19 protein-coding genes are annotated in these 21,756 nt (G+C 59.0%); 5 read left to right on the forward strand and 14 right to left on the reverse strand.

The annotated features are described in order from the left end of the window. Window positions 1-47: 47 nt before the first annotated feature. From K3177_RS05875 to K3177_RS05885, 3 genes are all read left to right on the forward strand, one after another. On the forward strand, window positions 48-614 hold the full coding sequence (locus tag K3177_RS05875) for a shikimate kinase (RefSeq protein ID WP_103023292.1): 567 nt from the start codon (window positions 48-50) through the stop codon (window positions 612-614). Then, entirely contained in the window at window positions 605-1,714 is a 1,110-nt protein-coding gene (gene aroB, locus K3177_RS05880) for a 3-dehydroquinate synthase (protein WP_221597545.1), read from the forward strand. Before K3177_RS05875 ends, aroB begins: the two co-directional genes overlap by 10 nt. 119 nt (window positions 1,715-1,833) lie before the next feature. Continuing rightward, entirely contained in the window at window positions 1,834-3,249 is a 1,416-nt protein-coding gene (locus K3177_RS05885) for a peptide MFS transporter (RefSeq protein WP_221597546.1), read from the forward strand. Between the two features lie 33 nt (window positions 3,250-3,282). On the opposite strand, the gene K3177_RS05890 is transcribed toward K3177_RS05885, so the two are convergent. The 10 genes from K3177_RS05890 to K3177_RS05935 form a co-directional block, all read right to left on the reverse strand. Further along, window positions 3,283-3,540 carry a hypothetical protein gene (locus tag K3177_RS05890; RefSeq protein WP_103023289.1) on the reverse strand — a complete coding sequence of 86 codons (258 nt, stop codon included), beginning with the start codon at window positions 3,538-3,540 and terminating at the stop codon, window positions 3,283-3,285. A 179-nt stretch (window positions 3,541-3,719) separates the two neighbouring features. After that, complete coding sequence (locus K3177_RS05895; RefSeq protein WP_221597547.1) at window positions 3,720-5,786, reverse strand: acetyl-CoA carboxylase biotin carboxylase subunit; 2,067 nt, start codon at window positions 5,784-5,786, stop codon at window positions 3,720-3,722. 1 nt (window position 5,787) lies between these two features. Then, on the reverse strand, window positions 5,788-6,207 hold the full coding sequence (locus K3177_RS05900) for a lysozyme inhibitor LprI family protein (RefSeq protein ID WP_221597548.1): 420 nt from the start codon (window positions 6,205-6,207) through the stop codon (window positions 5,788-5,790). Continuing rightward, a complete protein-coding gene (gene bioB, locus K3177_RS05905) occupies window positions 6,204-7,214 on the reverse strand; it encodes a biotin synthase BioB (protein WP_221597549.1) in 1,011 nt (336 codons plus the stop codon). Before bioB ends, K3177_RS05900 begins: the two co-directional genes overlap by 4 nt. Window positions 7,215-7,559: 345 nt before the next feature. Continuing rightward, a complete protein-coding gene (gene scpA / locus K3177_RS05910) occupies window positions 7,560-9,716 on the reverse strand; it encodes a methylmalonyl-CoA mutase (RefSeq protein WP_221597550.1) in 2,157 nt (718 codons plus the stop codon). A 51-nt stretch (window positions 9,717-9,767) separates the two neighbouring features. Beyond that, the gene (locus K3177_RS05915; RefSeq protein WP_221597551.1) at window positions 9,768-10,553 is read right to left on the reverse strand and encodes an enoyl-CoA hydratase-related protein; all 786 of its coding nucleotides are present in this window, start codon (window positions 10,551-10,553) and stop codon (window positions 9,768-9,770) included. Between the two features lie 85 nt (window positions 10,554-10,638). After that, the gene (locus K3177_RS05920) at window positions 10,639-11,250 is read right to left on the reverse strand and encodes a glutathione S-transferase family protein (RefSeq protein WP_221597552.1); all 612 of its coding nucleotides are present in this window, start codon (window positions 11,248-11,250) and stop codon (window positions 10,639-10,641) included. 24 nt (window positions 11,251-11,274) lie between these two features. After that, entirely contained in the window at window positions 11,275-11,724 is a 450-nt protein-coding gene (gene mce, locus K3177_RS05925) for a methylmalonyl-CoA epimerase (protein ID WP_221597553.1), read from the reverse strand. Window positions 11,725-11,886: 162 nt separating this feature from the next. Beyond that, window positions 11,887-13,419, reverse strand: coding sequence for an acyl-CoA carboxylase subunit beta (locus K3177_RS05930; protein ID WP_221597554.1), 1,533 nt, complete (start codon window positions 13,417-13,419; stop codon window positions 11,887-11,889). Window positions 13,420-13,474: 55 nt separating this feature from the next. After that, entirely contained in the window at window positions 13,475-14,212 is a 738-nt protein-coding gene (locus K3177_RS05935) for a TlyA family RNA methyltransferase (protein ID WP_221597555.1), read from the reverse strand. A gap of 34 nt (window positions 14,213-14,246) precedes the next feature. Here K3177_RS05935 and K3177_RS05940 point away from each other — a divergent pair, with 34 nt between their 5' ends. Next, window positions 14,247-14,795, forward strand: coding sequence for a hypothetical protein (locus tag K3177_RS05940; RefSeq protein WP_221597556.1), 549 nt, complete (start codon window positions 14,247-14,249; stop codon window positions 14,793-14,795). Window positions 14,796-15,235: 440 nt separating this feature from the next. After that, the gene (locus K3177_RS05945; RefSeq protein ID WP_221597557.1) at window positions 15,236-16,318 is read left to right on the forward strand and encodes a branched-chain amino acid aminotransferase; all 1,083 of its coding nucleotides are present in this window, start codon (window positions 15,236-15,238) and stop codon (window positions 16,316-16,318) included. On the opposite strand, the gene K3177_RS05950 is transcribed toward K3177_RS05945, so the two are convergent. The 4 genes from K3177_RS05950 to K3177_RS05965 all read right to left on the reverse strand — a co-directional run bounded on the left by K3177_RS05950 (window position 16,319) and on the right by K3177_RS05965 (window position 21,712). Further along, on the reverse strand, window positions 16,319-17,206 hold the full coding sequence (locus K3177_RS05950) for a DMT family transporter (RefSeq protein ID WP_103023277.1): 888 nt from the start codon (window positions 17,204-17,206) through the stop codon (window positions 16,319-16,321). 2 nt (window positions 17,207-17,208) lie between these two features. Beyond that, window positions 17,209-19,278 (reverse strand): NAD(+) synthase, encoded by a 2,070-nt coding sequence (locus K3177_RS05955; RefSeq protein WP_221598086.1) that lies wholly within the window; start codon window positions 19,276-19,278, stop codon window positions 17,209-17,211. A gap of 277 nt (window positions 19,279-19,555) precedes the next feature. Continuing rightward, window positions 19,556-20,572 (reverse strand): sensor histidine kinase, encoded by a 1,017-nt coding sequence (locus tag K3177_RS05960; protein WP_221597558.1) that lies wholly within the window; start codon window positions 20,570-20,572, stop codon window positions 19,556-19,558. A gap of 138 nt (window positions 20,573-20,710) precedes the next feature. Further along, on the reverse strand, window positions 20,711-21,712 hold the full coding sequence (locus K3177_RS05965; RefSeq protein WP_221597559.1) for a DNA topoisomerase IB: 1,002 nt from the start codon (window positions 21,710-21,712) through the stop codon (window positions 20,711-20,713). Window positions 21,713-21,756: the final 44 nt, after the last annotated feature.

Genomic DNA, 21,756 nt, shown 5'->3' on the forward strand with positions numbered 1-21,756 from the left:
TGCTGATACCTTGCCCGCGCCCTAGCCCAGTTCTAGGCACGGCGGCAATGACCCATGCGATCAGCCTCACCCCTGCCGAGATCGGCGGCATTGCCCGGCGGATAGACCGGCCGGTCGTGCTAGTCGGCCTTATGGGTGTGGGCAAATCTACGGTCGGACGCCGACTCGCTGCCATTCTCGGCACAGATTTCATAGATGTCGACGAAGAGATAGAACGCGCCGCCAATCGCACCATCAGCGAGATTTTCGAAACACATGGGGAAGCCTATTTCCGCGATGGCGAGCGGCGCGTGATTGCACGGCTCATGGGCGAAGCCCACGGCGTAATCGCAACGGGTGGCGGCGCATTCGTCGATCCCGAAACGCGGGGAATAATTCTGGGGCAGGCTATTGCGGTGTGGCTGGATTGCGATGTCGACACGCTGGTCGAGCGAACCTCGCGGCGCAACGACCGCCCTCTGCTGCGGACGGGCGACCCTCGCGAGATACTCGCCAAATTGAAGGATCAGCGCAGCGCGGCCTATGCCGAAGCGCCGATCCATGTGCTGACCAATAACGGACCCCACGCCGAAACGGCGGAGCGCATTCTGGAGGCAATCGACGCATGGCTATAATCCCCGTCGAACTGGCAGGCCGGGAATATGAGGTTCGGGTGGGCCATGGCCTGCTTCAAAGCATCGCGACCGAAGCAGAGCCGTTTCTTCGCAAGCGCCACGTCTGCATTGTGGCTGATATCAATGCTCGTGCGAACTGGGGCGATGCGGTCTCGCGCTCGCTGGAGTTGGCAGGAATCGAACCGCGCTGGTTTGATGTCGCCCCCGGCGAAGCCTCGAAAAGCTGGGACAGCCTTGCCCGTCTTACAGACTGGCTCCTGGCGCAAAATGTCGAGCGCGGAGATCACGTCTTTGCACTGGGCGGCGGGGTCGTCGGTGACCTGACGGGCTTTGCGTGCGCCATTCTCAAACGCGGCTGCGGCTTCGTCCAGCTTCCGACCACACTGTTATCGCAGGTCGATAGTTCGGTTGGAGGGAAAACGGCGATCAATACACCTGCAGGAAAAAATCTGGTCGGAGCCTTTCACCAGCCATCCCTGGTGCTTGCCGACCTCGATACCCTCTCCACCCTCCCCCAGCGCGAGATGCGCGCCGGATATGCCGAAGTTCTCAAATACGGCGTCCTTGGCGATCGCGGTTTTTTCGATTGGCTGGAGGAGCATGGCGATGCGGTCTTGGGAATGGAGCAAGCGCCATTAGAGCACGCCGTGGCGAGAAGTGTTTCGGCCAAGGCGCGTATCGTTGCCGAGGATGAGCAGGAGACGAGCGGCGCACGAGCCCTGCTCAATCTGGGCCACACCTTCGGCCATGCCCTGGAAGCCGAGACGGGATTTTCCGACAAGCTTCTCCATGGAGAGGCGGTGGCGCTGGGCATGGTGCTGGCGGCGCGATATTCTGCGCGGTGCGGTCTGATGCGCAACCAGGACGCCGAACGCGTCACACATGCAGTCGATGCGGCGGGCCTGCCCGCGGAAATATCCGCGCTAGAACTGGCATGCAGCGGCGGCGATCTTGCCGATCACATGCAGCATGACAAGAAGATGGATGCAGGCATCCTGCCCTTCATCCTTTTGCGCGGCATCGGGTCTGCATTTCTTGATCGCGAGGTCCAACTGGAGGACGTGGCAGCCTTTCTCGACGAGCAGCTTCAAGCTCACTGAGCAGGCGCAATGCTGCGTGTCGAACGCGCAGCAATTTTCTACGAACGACTTTCAAAATCGCGCGACACAATTGGGGTGCGCCGCTATCCCGGCGGCCTCTTGCAGGTGAGGATGCGCGCATGACCGTCGCCGAAGCGACTCCCGAACTCCGACTGTACGACCCCGAGGATCGCAGTTTCCTCGGACATCCCAAAGGTCTTGGCTACCTCGCCTTCACAGAAGCGTGGGAGCGGTTTTCCTATTACGGCATGCAAACGCTGCTCGTGCTCTACATGGTCAATTTCCTTCTCAAACCGGGAGAGGTCGGCAGCGTTGCCGGGATCGAGCAGCTTCGCGCGCTGTATGGCGGAATCGACGGCCAACCCTTCGCCAGCGCCATCTTTGGCACATATGCCGCGAGCGTCTATCTCACGCCCATTTTCGGCGGCTGGATCGCCGATAGAATACTGGGAAAGAGGCGTACCGTGCTGCTTGGTGCGATCATCATGGCGCTGGGCCATTTCCTGATGGCATTCAACGTGACGTTCCTGCTGGCTTTGCTTTGCCTGATCGTTGGTTCGGGGCTGTTCAAGGGCAATATCGCAAGCCAGGTCGGCAGCCTTTACTCACCGGGCGACCTCAGGCGGGCCGATGCATTCCAGATCTTCTATCTCGGCATCAACGCCGGTGTGATCGCCTCCCCCTTCATCGTTGGAACACTGGGTGAAAAAGTTGGCTGGCACTGGGGGTTCGGCGCGGCGGGCATTGGCATGCTGATCGGCCTCGCAATCTATCTCGCGGGTCAGAAATATCTGCTCAAGGAGCATTTTGATGTTCCCGGCAAGGCTGCAGCGAAAACGGATAAGAAACCGCGCGAACCGATGACGCGGCAAGACTGGCTGGCGACATCAGCTCTTATTCTTCTCATCCCCGTCCTCGCGCTCGCCATCGTGCCGAATAATCAGATCTTCAATGCCTATCTGGTATGGGGGGATCAGCAGTTTGCCCTTTACTGGGGCGGCGAGAAGCTTCCTACCAGCTGGCTGGTGTCACTCGACGCGATCGTATCGGTCAGTTTCCTTGCCATCGTCGCGGGGTTCTATCGCTGGTGGAAAACCAAGTGGACGGAGCCGGACGAACTGACGAAGATCATCATCGGATCGTTATTCTCCATTGGCGGGATGGCCTGCCTCTATCTTGCCGCCGCCACCACACCGCCGGGCGAGAAGATCGGCCTTTTCTGGCCGGTCATGTTTCACATCGTGAACGCCATCGGCTTTGCGCACATGTTGCCGGTCAGCCTTGCACTGTTCGCCCGCCTTGCACCAAAGCAGATCAATGCGACCGTAATCGGCCTGTATTACCTGTCCTTCTTCGCCGGAAATTCCATTGTCGGTTACGTCGGGGGCTGGTTCGAGACGATGCCGATCACGCAGTTCTGGCTGATGCACATGGGCTTTGCCGCGACAGCGGGCGCTGTCTTCCTCCTGTTCAAGCTACTGCTCGCACCGCGCCTGATGCGCGACGCCGAACCGGAGAACGTCGCGCTCTCGTGACGCGAGCGCGGAGTTTTCGCAGGAGGAGCTTGGCTAGCCCGCCCGAGGCTCGAGCCGCATGATCCTGCCCGAAGCGATCGGCTGGTAATCAGCCATCATCGAATCGTGCTCGGCCAGCAATCGTTCGATTTCGCTACGCCGTTGAAGGATGGTGTGAGCAATGCCCGGAGCGAGGCTTTCACCATCGCCTATTTTCCCGAGAATCCCGGCTAGATCGCTCACCGTCGCTTCTTCGGGAGTCTTGAAATACTGCCCCTTGCGATCGAAAAACCCTGTGCCCCGCTGTGCCATTTGATGCTCCTGTAATTGCGTTCAGAAGCGACTCGAAGGAACATAGTATCGGTCAGTTGGGCGATTGCTGGAAGGCCGTTAACCTAAAAATCCATGCCGCTCGTAAAATGAGCAAGATCGATGCTTTGATAAGGGCGATCTGACCCGCGAAAGGCTTGAAGCCCTTCGCGGGCTAAGACCTATTCCAGTTCGAGTATGACTTCATCCACGGCGAGGCTATCACCTTCTTCGGCATTGATCTTGCCGATTGTAGCCTGCTTTTCAGCCCGCAGGATGTTCTCCATTTTCATCGCTTCCACTGTCGCAAGCGGCTGGCCGGGTTGGACTTCATCCCCCTCGCCAACATGCAGCTTCACCAGCAGGCCCGGCATGGGGCAGATCAACATCTTGGAAAGGTCCGGCGGAGTCTTCTCGATCATATGCGATGCGAGATGGGCGATACGTGTTTGCAGGATCCGCAAATGATGCGTGGCCCCGCGAGTTGTCACGGCATAACCGGTACGCGTCGGCTTCAACTGAAATGTGTAGCTTTGGATCGGCTCGGCATCTTCGCCCGCGCCGTTTTCAAACAGCGCCACATCCACCATTCGCTCGCCCGGCGTATACTGCATCTCGATCGTGACTTGCTCTCCATCGACCGTCAGCGCGTTTTCCTCCAGCCGTACGTCGTGACTCGTCGAACCCTCTTCGCGCTCGCCGATACGAATGGTCCAGTCACCCGGAGCATAGAGATCGTCCGACAACTGCCCTTCGATGCGCCGTGCCCGGTCGGCATCCGCCGTAGCGATCACCCCGCCCACGGCTGCGAGTACGCTCGTCAGACGATCATCGGCCGGAGCGCCTTCGAAACCATCGGGATATTCTTCCGCGATGAAGCCGGTGGTCAATTCGCCCGACCGGAAACGCGGATGCTGCATGATCGCGCTGAGGAAATCGACATTGTGGCCCAAGCCTTCGATCCTGAACGCATCTAGAGCGGCAATCTGGAGATCGGCAGCGTCGTCGCGCGTTTCGCCCCAGGTAACCAGCTTTGCAATCATGGGGTCGTAGAACATCGAAACCTCACCGCCTTCGAACACCCCATCGTCCACTCGAACGCCGTCGACGCCGCGGCGCCCGTTTTCCGAGCCATCGTCAGCCCAGGGCTCTACCGGTGGGTGATAGCGCACGAGGCGGCCGGTGGATGGCAGGAAGCCGCGGTACGGATCTTCTGCATAGACCCGGTTCTCTATCGCCCAACCGTCGATCTTCACGTCACCCTGCGTCAGTTCGAGCTTTTCGCCCGCGGCAACACGGATCATCTGCTCGACCAGGTCGACGCCCGTGATCGCCTCGGTAACGGGATGTTCCACCTGAAGGCGAGTGTTCATTTCGAGGAAGTAGAAGCTTTCGCCCGACTTGTCCGCGCCCGAAACAATGAGTTCTACCGTACCCGCACTGTAATAACCAACGGCCTTGGACAGCGCGACGCACTGTTCGCCCATGGCCTTGCGCATCTTCGGCGTGACGAAGGGCGACGGGGCTTCTTCGACCACCTTCTGATGGCGGCGCTGGATCGAACATTCCCGTTCGTTGAGGTAGATCACATTGCCGTGCTGATCGCCGAGGATCTGGATTTCGATGTGACGCGGGTCTTCGATAAATTTCTCGATGAAGACGCGGTCGTCGCCGAAGCTGTTCAGTCCTTCGCGCTGTGTCGCTTCGAAGCCATCCTTCACATCCTGATCGTTCCACGCGAGGCGCATGCCCTTGCCGCCGCCGCCAGCGCTGGCCTTCATCATTACCGGATAGCCGATCCGGTTCGCCCATTCGAGCGCCTCTGCCGTATCGGCAATGGCGCCGCCTGAACCGGGCACGGTGTTGACCCCCGCCTCTTGAGCGATTTTCTTGCTTTCGATTTTGTCGCCCATCGCGGCAATGGCTTCGGCAGGCGGGCCGATGAATGCGATGTTTTCTTTCGCCAAGGCTTCCACGAAACTCGCTCGTTCCGACAGGAAGCCATAACCCGGATGTACGGCCTCTGCGCCAGTCTGCTTACAGGCGGCGATGATCTTGTCCGCGACGAGATAGCTTTCGGAGGCTTGCGCGGGACCAATGTGCACCGCTTCATCCGCCATTTTCACGAAAGGTGAACGCGCATCTGCATCAGAATAAACGGCCACGGTTGCGATACCCATCCGGCGCGCGGTCTTGATGACCCGGCAAGCGATTTCACCGCGATTGGCGATTAGAATTTTCTTGAACACGCTAAGTCTCCGGTAAAGTCTTGGGCTCGCCCGAAACCTGATTGACGAGAAGTTCGCGCAGCTCAGCAGTGCGATTCTCTGTCAGTTCAGCCAGGCAGTTATTAATCAGGAGCGGTTGCATCGAGCCACCGCGCGCATCGAAGCTCACCAAACGGCAATGGGCATCGCGGTAGGTCAACCATGCTCGCTGGGCGGCGAGCAGGCTTTCTGCGTAGCCCGATTGCCCATCACCTCTGTCCAATTTCGCATCGGCGTTTTTCGCCCAGCCGCGTACCTTCTTCCACACAGCATTCAGTTCAGCGTCGGCACGGTCGAAATCCTGCTTGGCGCACGCATTCATCTCCCCTTGTGTAGTGGGGTCCGTACACTCCGCCACCGCGTCAGGCGCTTGAGCCAGCAAGAAAAGAGCGGCGAAGATCACTCAGCCGGTTCCATGACGGGGCGCGTCCGCATCGGCTCTTCCTGCAAAAGCGGGGTCAGACCAAGCTTGGCGAAGAGGGCGCCGTCGCTGTCGTCGCCGGCATTGGGCGCGGTCAGCAATTTGTCGCCGGTAAAAATAGAGTTCGCGCCCGCGAGGAAGCAAAGGGCTTGGGTGGCATCCGACATGGACTCGCGACCGGCGCTAAGACGTACCATGCTCATCGGCATACAGATGCGTGCCACGGCAACGGTGCGGACGAATTCGATATCGTCGATCTTGGCGAGTGGCGTGTCAGCCAGCATGTCACCCAGCACCGTACCCTTGACCGGCACCAGCGCATTGACCGGCACGCTTTCGGGATGGCGTTCGAGCGTAGCGAGCGTGTGGACGAAGCCGACGCGATCCTCGCGCGTTTCGCCCATGCCGACGATCCCACCGCTGCACACGTTGATCCCCGCATCGCGCACGTTCTGCAGGGTATCGAGACGGTCCTCATACTTGCGACTGGATATCACACGCTCGTAGTATTCCGGGCCCGTGTCGACATTATGATTGTAGTAGTCGAGGCCCGCTTCCTTGAGCATCTCCGCCTGTTTTGGCGTGAGCATACCGAGCGTCATGCAGGTTTCGAGACCCATATCGCGCACACCCTTCACGATCTCGACGATGGCAGGCATGTCGCGGTCCTTGGGATTGCGCCAGGCCGCACCCATGCAGAAGCGCTGGCTGCCCGCATCCTTCGCCTGCGCTGCCGATTGCAGCACGGCGCGCACGTCCATCAGCTTGGTCGCCTCGACCCCACTATCGGCCTTCACCGACTGGGAGCAATAGCCGCAGTCCTCCGGGCATCCGCCGGTCTTGATGGAGAGCAGCGTGCAGAGCTGAACTTGTTCGGGTGGGTGGTTCTCGCGGTGAACCGAAGCTGCGCGGAACAGCAGCTCGGTGAAAGGAAGGTCGAACAGGCCAGCGATTTCCTCGCGGGTCCAGTCGGTGCGGATTTGGGTCATACTTTGAGCTTCACTATCACGTTAATGGCAAAGGTTGTCGAAATCAGAAAGGATACAAACACAACGCCAATTGTCGGCCATTCCAAGTTCGGTCCAAGCGTCCTGTAGCTAATTGCAGGTAGGAAGAAGATGGCGTAGAAATGAATGATCGCGAGGATCATGACGGCGATAGAGCCGAGCGAGAGCTTGAGCGTTAGTCTCAGCCCAGCCCACAGTCTGCCACCGTCCCTCGTCATCGCGAGAAACCGCCCGCAGAGTCGAAGACGGCCCGGAGGGCCACCCCGCAATCCATAGACCAGCGCCCCAGATTGCTTCGCGTTACTCGCATTGACGAATTGAGGGTTATCACTCCGCCGCCTCGTCCAGATCCTCGCCCGCAGGCGGCATGTTGTGCCCCAGCAGGCGCAGCACATCCGCCGCGCATTCGACCACGTTGCTGCCAGGGCCGTAGATACCCTGCACTCCAGCATCGCGGAGGAATTCGTAATCTTTTTGCGGGATAACGCCGCCGGCGATCACCTTGATGTCGGCGCGGCCAGCTTCCTTCAGCAGGTCGATCAGTTCGGGAATGAGTGTCTTATGGCCTGCCGCAAGGCTGCTGGCGCCGATCGCATCGACTTCGTTTTCCAGTGCAAGATCCATTGCTTCCGCAGGCGTCTGGAATAGCGGGCCCGATACCACTTCGAAGCCCATGTCGGCAAAGGCGCTGGCAATGACGTTAGCACCGCGATCGTGACCATCCTGGCCCATCTTGGCAACCATCAGCTTTGGCGCACGGCCGAGGCGCCGTTCGACCGCCTTCACGCCTTCGACAACCTGCGCATAACGATCATCTTCAGCATAGGCCGCAGAATATACCCCGCGCACAGGCTTGGGCATGGTGTCATAGCGCCCATAGGCGTCTTCCATCGCAGCGGATATTTCGCCGAGCGTCGCATCGTGGCGGGCCGCTTCAACCGCCAGGCCAAGCAGATTGCCCTGTCGCTGCGCCGCCCCTCTGGCGAGCGCATCGAGCGCGGCCTTACACGCGAATTCATCCCGATCCGCGCGTACTTTCTCCAGCCGCGCAATCTGGCTGCGACGCACGGCATGGTTGTCGACATCGAGCGTATCGATCTCGTCTTCCTTGTCACGGCGGTATTTGTTTACACCGACGATGACGGTCTCGCCCCGGTCGACGGAGGCCTGCTTGGCCGCAGCCGCTTCCTCAATCTGCGCCTTTGGCTTACCGCTGGCGACATATTCGGTCATCCCACCCGCCGCTTCGACTTCCGTGAGCAACGTGCGCGCCTGCTCGAGCAGGGCGGCCGTGAGGCTTTCGACATAGTAGCTACCGCCCAGCGGATCCGCGACATTGGTAATGCCGCTTTCTTCCTGGATCACCAGCTGCGTGTTACGCGCGATACGGGCACTGAAATCAGTCGGCAGCGCAATCGCCTCGTCGAGCGCGTTCGTGTGCAGCGACTGCGTGCCGCCCAGAACCGCGGCCATCGCCTCGATCGTGGTGCGGATGACGTTGTTGTAAGGATCCTGCTCCTGCAAGCTTACGCCACTGGTCTGGCAGTGCGTGCGCAGCATTTTCGATTTTTCGGACTTCGCCCCCAACCCTTCCATTACTTCATGCCAAAGCGCGCGGCCGGCACGCATCTTGGCGACTTCCATGAAGAAGTTCATGCCGATGCCCCAGAAGAAGGACAGGCGTGGTGCGAAGGCGTCGATATCCAGCCCCGCTTCCATCGCACGCTTGGCGTATTCCTTGCCGTCAGCGATGGTGAAGGCGAGTTCCTGCACCGCCGTCGCGCCAGCCTCGTGCATGTGATAGCCCGAGATCGAAATGCTGTTGAATTTCGGCATATTGGCGGATGTATATGCGATGATATCCGAGACGATCCGCATGCTCGGTTCGGGCGGGTAGATGTAGGTGTTGCGGACCATGAACTCCTTGAGAATGTCGTTCTGGATGGTCCCCGAAAGCTTTTCCTGGCTGACGCCCTGACGCTCTGCCGCGACAATGTAGAACGCAAGAACCGGGATCACTGCGCCGTTCATCGTCATCGACACGCTCATCGTGTCGAGCGGGATCTGGTCGAACAGGATTTCCATGTCACGAACGGTGTCGATCGCGACGCCAGCCTTGCCGACATCGCCGACCACGCGGGGGTGATCGCTGTCGTACCCGCGATGCGTCGCGAGGTCGAAAGCAACGCTCAGCCCCTTCTGCCCCGCGGCAAGATTGCGGCGATAGAAGGCGTTCGATTCCTCCGCGGTGGAGAAGCCCGCATACTGCCGGATTGTCCAAGGACGCCCGGTGTACATCGAGGCGTAGGGGCCGCGCGTGAACGGCGCGATACCGGGCACCCCGGGGTCGAGATCGGCGGTGTCCTCACTTGTGTAAAGCGGCTTAACGGCGATGCCTTCGGGCGTATGCCAGGTCAGATCGCGCCCCTTTACTTCCTTGTCGGCGAGGGGCTTCCAGTCTTCATAAGTCGGCTTGTCGGTCATGCGGGGTCCCTAAACACAATCGTATGCACAGGGGAAGGACCGGCGGGCGAATTACTCGCCCTTGAATGCCGGTTTGCGCTTTTCCAGGAAGGCCATACCGCCCTCCATCGCATCCTTGCTGGCGCCCGCCAGACGTTGGCCTTCGGCTTCGGCCAGAAGGACTTCCGTGATGCTGCCATCGAGTGCGGTCGCAATATTACGCTTCATCGTTGCATAGGCAAGCGTGGGACCATTGGCGAGCTTCATGGCGAGCGCCCTCGCCTCTTCCATTAGAGCATCGTCTTCGCATGCCTTGTAGATCAGGCCCCAATCCTCTGCTTGATCAGCACCGATCTTTTCGCCCAGCATCATCATGCGGGTGGCACGTGCACGACCTATTGCGCGCGCAAGAAGCCAAGTCGATCCGCCATCCGGCACAAGGCCGATGTTGACGAAGGCCTGAAGGAAATAGGCACTTTTCCCGGCAAGTACGAAATCGCCAGCCAACGCGAGGCTGCATCCTACGCCGGCCGCAGGACCATTTACCGCACATATAACCGGAACCGGCGCGCGCAGGACCATGTTGATTGCCGGGTTGTAATGGTTCTGCAAAGCCCGGTGACTTCCGCCCTTGCTGTTCAAGGCACTACGCTCCCCCCGCGCTGCGAGGTCGGCACCAGAGCAAAAACCCTTGCCTGCCCCGGTGATCAGCACAGCACGGCTGTCGCCCAAGTCGTAGAGAGCCTCGCTAAGTTCGTCCGCCATCTGCGGTGCCATCGCATTCAGCCGATCAGGCCGATTTAGCGTGATGGTGGTAAGCGGCCCGTCCTTTTCGACGATGATGGTTTCGTAGGTCACGCGTCTCTCCCGAACGTTGCGTTTAGCAACCGGTCTTGGCTGCGAACGATATGGCGCGCAAGCCCTTTGCCGCGCCGTGCGGAACTCAGGCTGAAGCGCTTGGCCGGGCGGAGACGCGTTCGTGCCATCGGAGAAGATTTGCACATTCGCTCGGCATTTCGAGACCGATGAATTTTGCGAAATCGACAGTCGTCAGCAAGAGAATGTCGGCAGCAGAGAAAGCACTCCCAGCCAGATATTCGCGTCCCTCGAGCGATCCATCGAAAAAGCGCATACCTTCCGCAACCCGTGGTCGGTTGGACTCTCCCCATTCGGCGTTTCGGCCAGGAATCGTCGCGGTGAAAGGGTGCGTGTGAACCCAAACCGCAGCAATGGCTGGCATAAGGATCATCTCAACGCGGCGATTCCACATTTCTATTTCGGCAATTTCACGTGCCGTGGTTCCAAATAGCGGCGGATCGGGCTGTTCTGCTTCTAGGTACCGCATGATCGCTACGCTTTCGGCGATCACTGTTCCGTCGTCGAGCTCCAGAATTGGCGTTTGGCCTCTGGGGTTCTTGGCCACGTATTCTGGCGCTTTCTGTTCGCGCTTGGGGATCGACACTTCCTTCGATGAAAGATCAATACCCTTTTCGGCGGCGAAGATGCGCACGCGGCGCGGATTTGGCGCGGGATTCGGGCTGTCGTAGAAAAGCATGGTAATCCTCTCTCTACACGCCGGTCAGTTCGACCAGTGCGTGTCGTCCTTGGGCGCTTCCATGATTTCGGTCAGCTGACCCATCATGTCTTTGGGATGCAGAAAGAAGATTGGCGAGCCATGCGCACCTATGCGCGTAGGCCCGAGAATACGCTTGCCCAGCCCTTCGAACCAGCTGCGCGCTTCGTCGATGTCCTCGACTTCGTAGCACAGGTGATGCTGCCCGCCTGCCGGGTTCTTCGCGAGAAAACCATGGATGGGCGAGTCTTCGCCAAGCGGCTCGATCAATTCGATCTGCGTTCCGAAAGTCCCATTCTCGCCCGGTGTGTCGACGAAGCAGACCTTTACACCCTGCTCCTCCATCTCGAACGGATCGCGTATTCTTCCCGCACCCATGACATCACGATAATAGGAGATCGATTCCTCAATCGATGGCGTTGCGACGCCAATGTGGTTGAGACGGCCAAGTTTCATGAGAATACCATTCCATGTGTGGGGCAGAATATTTCGTGAAGTAACGCACCGAAGTCGTAAGTGACATTCGCCAAGAAGGCGAACGCTCCTGCGATCAGAAGTATCAGGAAAATTCGGCCCAAAGGCGAAGACAGCTGAGTCCAGATATCGCTCATGAGGCCCTCAAAGCGGGATGTTATCGTGCTTCTTCCACGGGTTCTCGAGTTGCTTTGTCCGTAACTTGCGCAGACCCAGTGCGATGCGCCGCCTTGTCGAGTGCGGGTAGATGACTTCGTCGATATAACCGCGGCTAGCAGCCACGAAAGGATTGGCGAAGCGGGCTTCGTATTCCTGGGTCTTGTCGGCAATCTTTTGCGGATCGTCACGGTCCTGTCGGAAAATGATTTCCACCGCACCCTTTGCGCCCATCACCGCGATTTCGGCCGTCGGCCATGCGTAGTTCAAATCTCCGCGCAGGTGCTTCGATGCCATCACGTCGTATGCGCCGCCATAAGCCTTGCGCGTGATCACGGTTATCTTGGGCACTGTCGCTTCGGCATAGGCGAACAACAACTTCGCCCCATGCTTGATGATGCCGTTGTGCTCCTGGCTGGTCCCGGGAAGAAAACCGGGCACATCGACGAAAGTCAGTATGGGGATTTCGAAAGCGTCGCAAAAACGAACGAAACGCGCAGCCTTCTTGGACGAATTGATGTCGAGCACGCCCGCCAGTACCATCGGCTGGTTCGCCACCACGCCCACCGTGCGTCCTTCCACCCGGCCGAAACCGCAGATGATATTGCCTGCATGGGCGGGCTGAATCTCGAAGAAATCGCCTTCGTCCAGCGTCTTTCTGATGACTTCGTGCATGTCATACGGCTGATTAGCGTTATCCGGGATCAGCGTATCGAGACTTTGCTCTTCGCGATCCCAGGCATCGCTGGTCGGCCGCTCAGGCACGTCCTCGCGGTTTGACAGCGGAAGGTAATCGAAGAAATTACGCGTTGCGAGCAGGGTCTCGATGTCGTTTTCGAAGCTGTTATCGGCGACAGAGGTCTTGGTCGTATGCGTTTTCGCGCCGCCAAGTTCCTCCTGCGTGACCACCTCGTTTGTCACCGTCTTCACCACATCCGGTCCGGTGACGAACATATAGCTGCTGTCTTCGACCATGAAGATGAAGTCAGTCATGGCGGGGCTGTAAACCGCACCGCCCGCGCACGGCCCCATGATGAGGCTGATTTGCGGTACCACGCCGCTTGCCAACACGTTGCGTTGGAACACCTCGGCGTAACCGCCGAGCGAAGCGACGCCTTCCTGAATGCGCGCCCCACCGGAATCGTTGAGACCGATAACAGGGGCGCCCACCTTCATCGCGGTGTCCATGACCTTGCAGATCTTTTCCGCATGGCGCTTGGAAAGAGAGCCACCAAAGACTGTGAAATCCTGGGAAAAAACATAGACGAGCCGGCCATTGATCGTGCCTGACCCGGTAACCACACCGTCGCCCGGGATCTTTTGATCCTGCATGCCGAAATCGACACAGTCATGCTCTACATAGGTATCGAGTTCTTCGAAGCTTCCCTCATCGAGCAGGATTTCGAGCCGCTCGCGCGCGGTCAGTTTGCCTTTGGCATGTTGCGCATCGATACGCTTTTGCCCCCCGCCCATATGTGCGGCGTCGCGGCGGCGTTCCATTTCGGCAATATTGGCGGACATGCTCTCTCCGTGAAATACGATTGCACGAGCGCCTAGGGCGAAGCATGCCTCAAGGTCAATTGCGAGAGGCGCTAATCAGGAACTCCACATTGCCTTCCGGGCCAGTGATGGGGCTTTCGACGATTCCCTGCACATGGAAATCAAGCCCTTCGACCCATTCGCGCACCTCCTCGCAAACGCGCAGATGGAGCGCAGGATCGCTGACCACGCCCTTCTTGCCGACTTCCTCACGCCCAACTTCGAATTGCGGTTTGATCAGCGCTACCAAACGGCAAGCCCGTTCGGCGAGTGCCAGCGGCCGTTCGAGCACCTTTGAAAGCCCTATGAAACTGGCGTCGCATACTACCCAGGTAGCCGGGCGATCGATCATCGCCGGCGTCAGAACGCGCGCGCTCGTCTGTTCCAGCACCGTTACGCGGGCATCCTGCCGCAGTTTCCAGGCGAGTTGGTTTGTGCCGCTATCGATAGCGAACACATGATCTGCGCCGCCCTGTAACAGCACATCGGTAAACCCGCCCGTTGAACTCCCGATATCCATGGCAGTGACCCCTGCAGGATCCAGGCCGAAGTGGTCGATCGCATGGGCGAGCTTGATCCCGCCTCTGCTGACCCACGGGTGATCCCGTCCGCGCACATCCAGGGGTGCATCTTCGGAAAGTTGCTGACCGGGCTTCGCCAGTTTCTGTTCTCCGGAGAAAACCAGACCGGCCATTACCAAGGCTTGGGCCCGCGTACGGCTCTCCACGAGCCCGCGGTCTACCAGCATCTGATCAAGGCGCATCTTTTTCGGCATTGGAAACATGGCGCTTAGCGAGCATTGTTGCTGCATGAAACCGATCTATGCCCATTTAGGTGGCGCGCTGGCGCTCACTTTCACCATCGCCGCCTGCGTTCCGGCACCCGATTCCACCCCGGCACCTGCGCCTGCACCCACGCCAGTGCAAACTACGCCCCCCGCACCTCCGCCTCCGGCGCCGCCGGTCGAGAACTGGATCGACCAGCCCCGTACTCCGGGGGACTGGAGTTATCGCGGCGATACGAATGGCGGGATGGCCTTATACGGCGAAAATGCGTCCGAAACTCGGTTTTCCATTCGCTGCGATCGGTCCGCAAATCAGATCATTCTGACCCGCGCTGGTCAGGTGCAGGGCCAGTCGGGGATGACCATTCGTACCGAAACAACGGATCGGACGCTGGCTGTCCGGCCGGGGGATGGCGGCCAGCCGACCACCGTGGCCACCGTCTCCGCGCGCGATCCGTTGCTCGACGCAATGGCGATCACCAGGGGGCGATTCGCTGTGGAAGTCCCCGGCTTATCCACAATCTACCTACCGCCATGGGCGGAAGTATCGCACGTGATCGAGGAATGCCGCTGAGGGGATTCGCTTCGCGATTATCGACGGCCGTGGATCGGAAGAGGAGCTGGAGGAAGGCTCGATGAATGTTCTGAGCCAGAAACGACAATTCTGACGTGGGAAAACTTTTTTTCAAGGGTTGTTTTAGGCCCGCGAAAGACTCAAATATATCCTCAAGATCAGCGGCGAAACGCGGTCTTGTTCCCCGGCAACGGGGTACTTTGGCTCTAAACAGCGCGAAAGGAGGTGATCCGATGTCTCATGGTTCAGCAGAGAGGTCGGCAAGTTTCCGCACGGAGCACTATCGGTAAGCAGATACCTTTAGAGGCTACGTGAGCGGCACTTCCCGCCGCTGACCATGCGAAGGGCAGTTCCACCTACGGGCGTGGAGCTGCCCTTCTCATTTTGATCCCGCAACCCGATCGCTTGCGAAATTTCGCAGCGCACATTACCCGCGGGCCATGGATTTCAAGCATCTTCCTCACTCCGCCCCAGTGCCCGGCGAAACGCGTCAGCAGGCATTGCAGGATCCCGGCTTCGGCAAACTGTTCACTGATCATATGGTCGTGATCGATTTCGATGCTGACAAAGGTGGATGGCACACGGCGACGCTCGGCCCGCGCGAACCGATCAGCCTCGATCCCGCAGCGGCGGTCCTGCATTATGCGCAGGAGATCTTCGAAGGCATGAAGGCTTACAAGCGAGAGGATGGCTCGCTTGCCCTTTTCCGACCGGAGCAAAATGGGCGCCGGTTCAATGAAAGTGCCCGGCGGATGGCGATGCCGGAATTGCCGGAAGAACTGTTTCTCGAATCGATCAGCCAGCTTGTCGCCAAAGATCGTGACTGGGTGCCCGGTGATCCCGATGGTTCGCTTTACCTTCGTCCGTTCATGTTCGCATCCGAGGCATTTCTCGGCGTGCGACCGGCGCGACAGTATAAATATGTCCTCATCGCTTCACCGGTCGGACCTTACTTCAAAGGCGGCGCCAAGCCGGTCAAAATCTGGGTGAGCCGCAATTACACCCGTGCGGCACCGGGCGGCACGGGCGCTGCGAAGACCGGCGGAAACTATGCCGCGTCCCTGGTTCCGCAAGCCGAAGGTATCGAAAATGGCTGCGATCAGGTGGTATTCCTCGACGCTGTCGAGAAGAAATGGATCGAGGAACTGGGTGGCATGAACCTGTTCTTCGTCTTCGACGACGGCAGTGTCATTACGCCGCCGCTAACTGGCACCATTCTGCCCGGCATCACGCGCGACAGCCTGATACAGCTCCTGCGCGAAGAAGGGCTTCAGGTTCGCGAAGAACCATACAGCATCGACCAATGGCGCGCAGATGCTACTGAGGGCCGCCTACTGGAAACCATGGCCTGCGGTACTGCCGCAGTCGTAACCCCGGTCGGCACTGTTCTGGGTCCGGATGGCGAATTCACTATAGGCAGCGGCGGCACGGGTCAGATGACCCACAAGATCCGTGAAAAACTGGTCGGCATCCAGAAAGGGACCGTGCCGGACACGTACGGCTGGACGCACAAACTCGATTGATCAGAACCTTGGCCTGACCAGAAAGCGCCGGGTGAATGTTTCGCTCGGCCGCAATACGATAATCGCCACACCTGCGAGTGCGATTGCCCCGCCTGTGATCAAACGCCCGCCAATGGCATCGCCCGTCAGCCAGGCGCCGAAAAGTATCGTCAGGATCGGCGTAAACAGCGTCAAAGGCACGACGAGATTGGCGTCGTGTTCCTGCAGCAGGCGATAATATGCGGTGTGTCCACATACCGATACGATGATGGCAGCGAAGAACAGGCAGGCAGCAAGTTTCCAAGGGGCTTGGGAAAGCGCCGCGATCTGATTGCTTTCCATCGCCACTGTAAAAGGAATCAACACTGCCACCGATGCGACAGCGGCCCACGCCTGCAGCCGGATTGAAGGCAGATCGAGCCGCTTCACGAAGACAGACCCCAATGCACCGATGACTGCGGAAATGAACACGAGCAGCAGGCCTGTGCTGGTTTCCATCTGATTGTCTCCCGCCATCGCGAACAGGACGCCGCCGAATGCCAGCCCGATACCGAGCCCACGACGCCACCGAATACGTTCGCCAAGAAATATGATGGCAAACAGGACCGTCATCGGCGCACCGGTCAAGCTTACCACACCCGCTGCAGACGGGCTGGCAGTGGCAAGACCCATGAACAGCAGCGCAAAGGACCCTCCACTGATAGCCAGACCGACCAGCAAGACGCGCCACAGTTTGTCGGGCAGCGGCCGCAGCAACGGGATGAGCACGACTGCAATAATGATCGATCGTAGCAGGGCATAGAATAGTGGCGGCGTGCCGAGGTCTGCGATCGCGACCTTGCTGACGACGACGTTGAGCGCCCAGACCACATTGCACAGCATCATTATGACCAAGGCTCGTACCGGCATGATCAGCCATCGTCCCTTGGAAGTGCAGCGTCCAATTCGGCCAGCCAAATGTCGGCAACGGCATCGCTGGGTGCCCGCCAATCACCTCGTGGGCTCAGTGAACCGCCCGCGGAAACCTTTGGCCCGTTCGGCAAGGCGCTTCGCTTAAACTGACTGAAACCGAAAAAGCGTTTCAGAAAATTTCGCAGCCATTTTGTAATGATGGCCAGTTCGTACTCGTTTTTCGCATCTTCGGGAAAACCTATGGGCCAAAGACCTTGCTCCGCGTCTTTCCAGGCATGCCACGCAAGAAAGGCAACGTGGCTGGGCTTCTGGCCCCAGCGAATGATGTGATGAAGGAAGAAGTCGTTAAGCTCGTAAGGCCCGATGATCGATTGCGTGCTTTGGATTTCGCCGTCTTCTCCTGCAGGAACGAGCTCCGGACTGATTTCGGTATCGAGGATATCGCCGAGCACCTGTTCGACCCCGTCGTCGAACTGCTTCGTTCGGGTCGTCCAGCCGATCAGGTACTGGATAAGGGTCTTGGGAACGCCCGAATTAACACCGTAATGGCTCATGTGATCGCCGACGCCATAGGTGCACCATCCCAGTGCAAGTTCACTCAAATCGCCGGTCCCGATCACCCAGCCGCCATGCTGACCGGCCAGGCGGAAGAGATAATCCGTTCGCAACCCCGCTTGCACGTTCTCGAAAGTCGTGTCGTAGACCGGGTGCCCGTCGGCAAACGCATGGCCGATGTTCTCGAGCATGGTCGTGGCGGTAGGACGGATGTCGATTTCCTCGGCCGCGATGCCGAACGCTTCCATGAGCCGCCAGGCGTTGGCCTTCGTACCATAAGAGGTAGCAAAGCCTGGCAGAGTATATCCGCGAATGTCTGTCCGTGGACGGCCAAGTCGGTCCATCGCCTTGGCTGCCACGATCAGGGCATGCGTGCTATCAAGCCCCCCCGAAATCCCGATCACGAGGCATTTGGGATCTGTGGCATCGATGCGGCGCATCAGCGCATCGACCTGAATGTTGAATGCCTCGTAACAATCTTCGTCCAGCTTGTCCGCACGATTGGGGACGAACGGAAAGCGCCGGATGGGGCGCTGAAGCCCTTTATCCCCTCCCCGCGGACGATGCTTGAAGGCAATACGTCGATACCAGTCCTCGGGCCGACCTGCGGCCTCGGCGGCATCGTTGAATGTCTGCATCCGCATGCGTTCGGACAGGATGCGCTGAGTATCCACATCCGTGATGCAGAGTTCGGGATCGAGATCGAAGCGAACACTTTCGACCAGCAGGTCACCGAGTTCGTAGATCATCCCCTGCCCGTCCCATGCGAGATCGGTCGTGCTTTCTCCGTGTCCGCTGGCCGAATAGGCGTAAGCGCACACCAGGCGGCTTGAACTGGCACGGCTCAGCAGATGGCGCTCGTCCGACTTGCCTATGGTTATGTTCGATGCGCTCGGATTGAGCAGAATAGTCGCGCCGGCGAGCGCCGCCATGATCCCGGGCGGGTTGGGCGCCCAGAAATCCTCGCAGATTTCGATACCAAAGATAAACCCCGGCAGATCGCTCGCGCCGAATGTAAGGTCGGTGCCGAACGGCACCTCATGATCACCGCACCGGATGGTCAGACCGATGCATTCGCGACCATGGGCGAACCACCGTTTTTCATAATATTCGCGATAATTCGGCAGGTAGCTCTTCGGCACCACGCCCAGCAGTTCACCGTGCCCAACCACAAGCGCACAGTTGTAGATACGCCCATTGCGGCGCAGCGGAGCGCCGAACACCAACACGGGCGACAAGGTTCGCGACGCATCTATGATCGCTTCAACCTGCGCTTCGACCGCGTCGAGAAGCGCCGACTGCAAGTGAAGGTCATCGAGAGCGTAAGACGATAGCGAAAGTTCGGGATAGAGGAGCAGATCGACGTTCTGCGCATCCGCCATGCGCGCCTGCTCCACGATACCCTGAGCATTATTCTCGACATCCGCCGTGCGCACCTTGGGCGTGCTGGTGGCAATTCTGACAAACCCATGCGTATGCAGGTCGAAGAAGGGGGGCGTTTCGGTACCGCTCATTGACGCGGGGCCTTTCTCGTCGGGATTATCGGAAGCCGGCTCAAGCCAGTCGGCGGGCTTGCAAATACCCAGTTCAGCGAGGCGTTTCTGGACCGACGCGCGGGCAATTTTACCCTTGGCCTCCCAGCCGTAGACGGTTCGACTGGGCCAAGGCGCTGGTTGCCCGTAACGCATACCGAATTCGTCCGCACTAAGCGGGGGGTGATGCGCCTCGCGCCACTGCCGAATTTTGCTACCGGCTAGATGCATGGCCGGTGCGGTATCCTTTTAGGCTACCCTACGCAACCTCGGTTTCAAGAACCTTTCGCATTTCACTGCGATAGCCATTGAGAACCGGCCCACCATGGTGGGTTGCGCTTGCTTGAGCGGCGAATGCCGTCAGGAGCTGGCTTCCCAGACCCCCACCTGGGTGGGATATCGCGGCATCACCGACACCATCGTCTTCGATCGTGAACCGCCACCCCCCGTCCCGCACATGGAAGAACACCGCTATCGTACCGCTTCGGTCGTTCGGGAAAGCATATTTGCAGGCATTCGAGACGGCTTCGTTCAAATAGAGACCTATGGCGACCGCCTCCTCCCGTAACAAAGTGGCTGCGTCGATTTCGCGGAACAGCTTGACCGCAGGTGGCAGACTGGACGCTTCGATCCGGTTGAGCAGATAGTCGAGATATGGCTTCATATCGACGCTGGGATCGTCCGATTGCTCGAGCGCCAGAGCGGAATAAGCGTCCGCAAAGGTTCGTACACGGCCCACTGCGTCATCGAGCGGCGCATGCAATTCCTGATGGGGAATGCGCCGTTTCTGCAATTCCAGCATGCTGGCAACCAACGCAAAATTGTTTTTTGTTCGGTGCTCGAGGTCTGCAAGGAGGGTCAAGCGGCGATCCGCCCGCAGACGAATTTCAGTCAGCGTGGCGTGCGCCGCCCTGCGGAACGCTTCGGCAAAAATCAGAACGACCAGCGCACTTGCTGCGTTCAGGAAGACACGAGCGGGATCGGTGGGGTCCGAGAAAAAAAACGAGGATTGCACCGGGAGGACGAAGAACCAGGCCCACGCAAACGTTACGCAAAAAGCAGCCAGTCCGGCGCGCCAGTGGCCATAGAGCGTCGATAGCAGCACTGTCGGATATATCAGAGCAAAGGGCCCCGAAGATGGCGCCCACATGTCGAACAATGTCCGAAGCCCGATCATCGCTGCACCGCACAGTGTACCGAACACGATCTGAGCCGTAATCTTGCCCTTACGGGTAAGAAACTGTCGGCTGACATCGAAATTTGCAAGGCGATGCATGGTGACAAGCTTCCGGCAGGCATGGCTGTCCGCAATACACCCCTGCGTATATGCGAACCGTCGACAGTTCCACACCATCGATGGCAGAGTACTAGCCCAACATACCGAAATTACGAAATGATTTCGAGATTTTCAGGCCTACGCGGCGAGCAGGGTGCTCGCACTGGGACTGTTCTGCAGAAGGTCGATCAGGCCGCGTTCTTCGCGTGTTAACCATTGTGTCGCGCGTGGCAGGCGAAGCTCGTCGCGCCATTCGATCTGATTTTCGAGAACTTCGAACACTGCCGGGTGAATATAACTTTTTCTTGTGACCGCGGGTGTATTGCCCAGATGGTCGGCGACGCATTCGAGCAGTTGCTTCATCGGCAGCTTGCCATCGCCCTCATAAACGCAGGTTAGCGCCCTGACGCTTGCGTGCCAGGTGCGAAAGTTCTTGGCCGTGAAATCCTGCCCCATGGTTTCGCGCAGATAGTCGTTTACGTCACTCGATCCGACCGTGTGCTGGTCGCCATCGTCATCGACATATTTGAACAGATGTTGGCCTGGCAGATCCTGCATTTTGCGCACCATTCGTGCCAGGCTGCCATCGGACAGGGTAACCTCCTGCAGCTTGCCGCCCTTCCCCTTGTAGCGAAGCCGCAAGGTCTTCCCGGTCAGTTCGGCGTGGCGATTACGCAGGGTGGTGGCACCGAAACTCTTGTTGGCCTTTGCATACCCTTCGTTCCCAACCCTGATCGCACCAAGGTCGAGCAATCTCACGACGCTCGCGATGGCGCGCTCTCTGGTGAGGTTATGCCCGCGCAGATCGCTTTCTACACGCTTTCGGACGAGAGGAAGCAGGCTGCCGAAGGTAACGCAGCTATCGAATTTTTCGCCTTCTCGCGCGGCGCGGAAATCCGGGTGATACCGATATTGTTTGCGGCCTTTGGCATCTATGCCGGTCGCGAGGATATGACCATTCGGCGCGGGGCAGAACCAGGCGTCGACATAAGCCGGCGGAAGGGCGATAGCATTGAGCCTGCGCTTTTCCTCTGTGTCGCCGATAAGCTTACCTTTGGGATCGTAATAGGCCCATCCCTTCCCCGCACCCTTGCGGGTGATTCCAGGCAGGTCGTCGTCGACATAGATGAGCTTCGTCATGGCGAAGGGAAGAACAGTGGGACGGGTAGTCCGGTTCCCCACCT

The organism is Qipengyuania pacifica (genome assembly GCF_019711555.1).
GTDB lineage: Bacteria > Pseudomonadota > Alphaproteobacteria > Sphingomonadales > Sphingomonadaceae > Qipengyuania > Qipengyuania pacifica.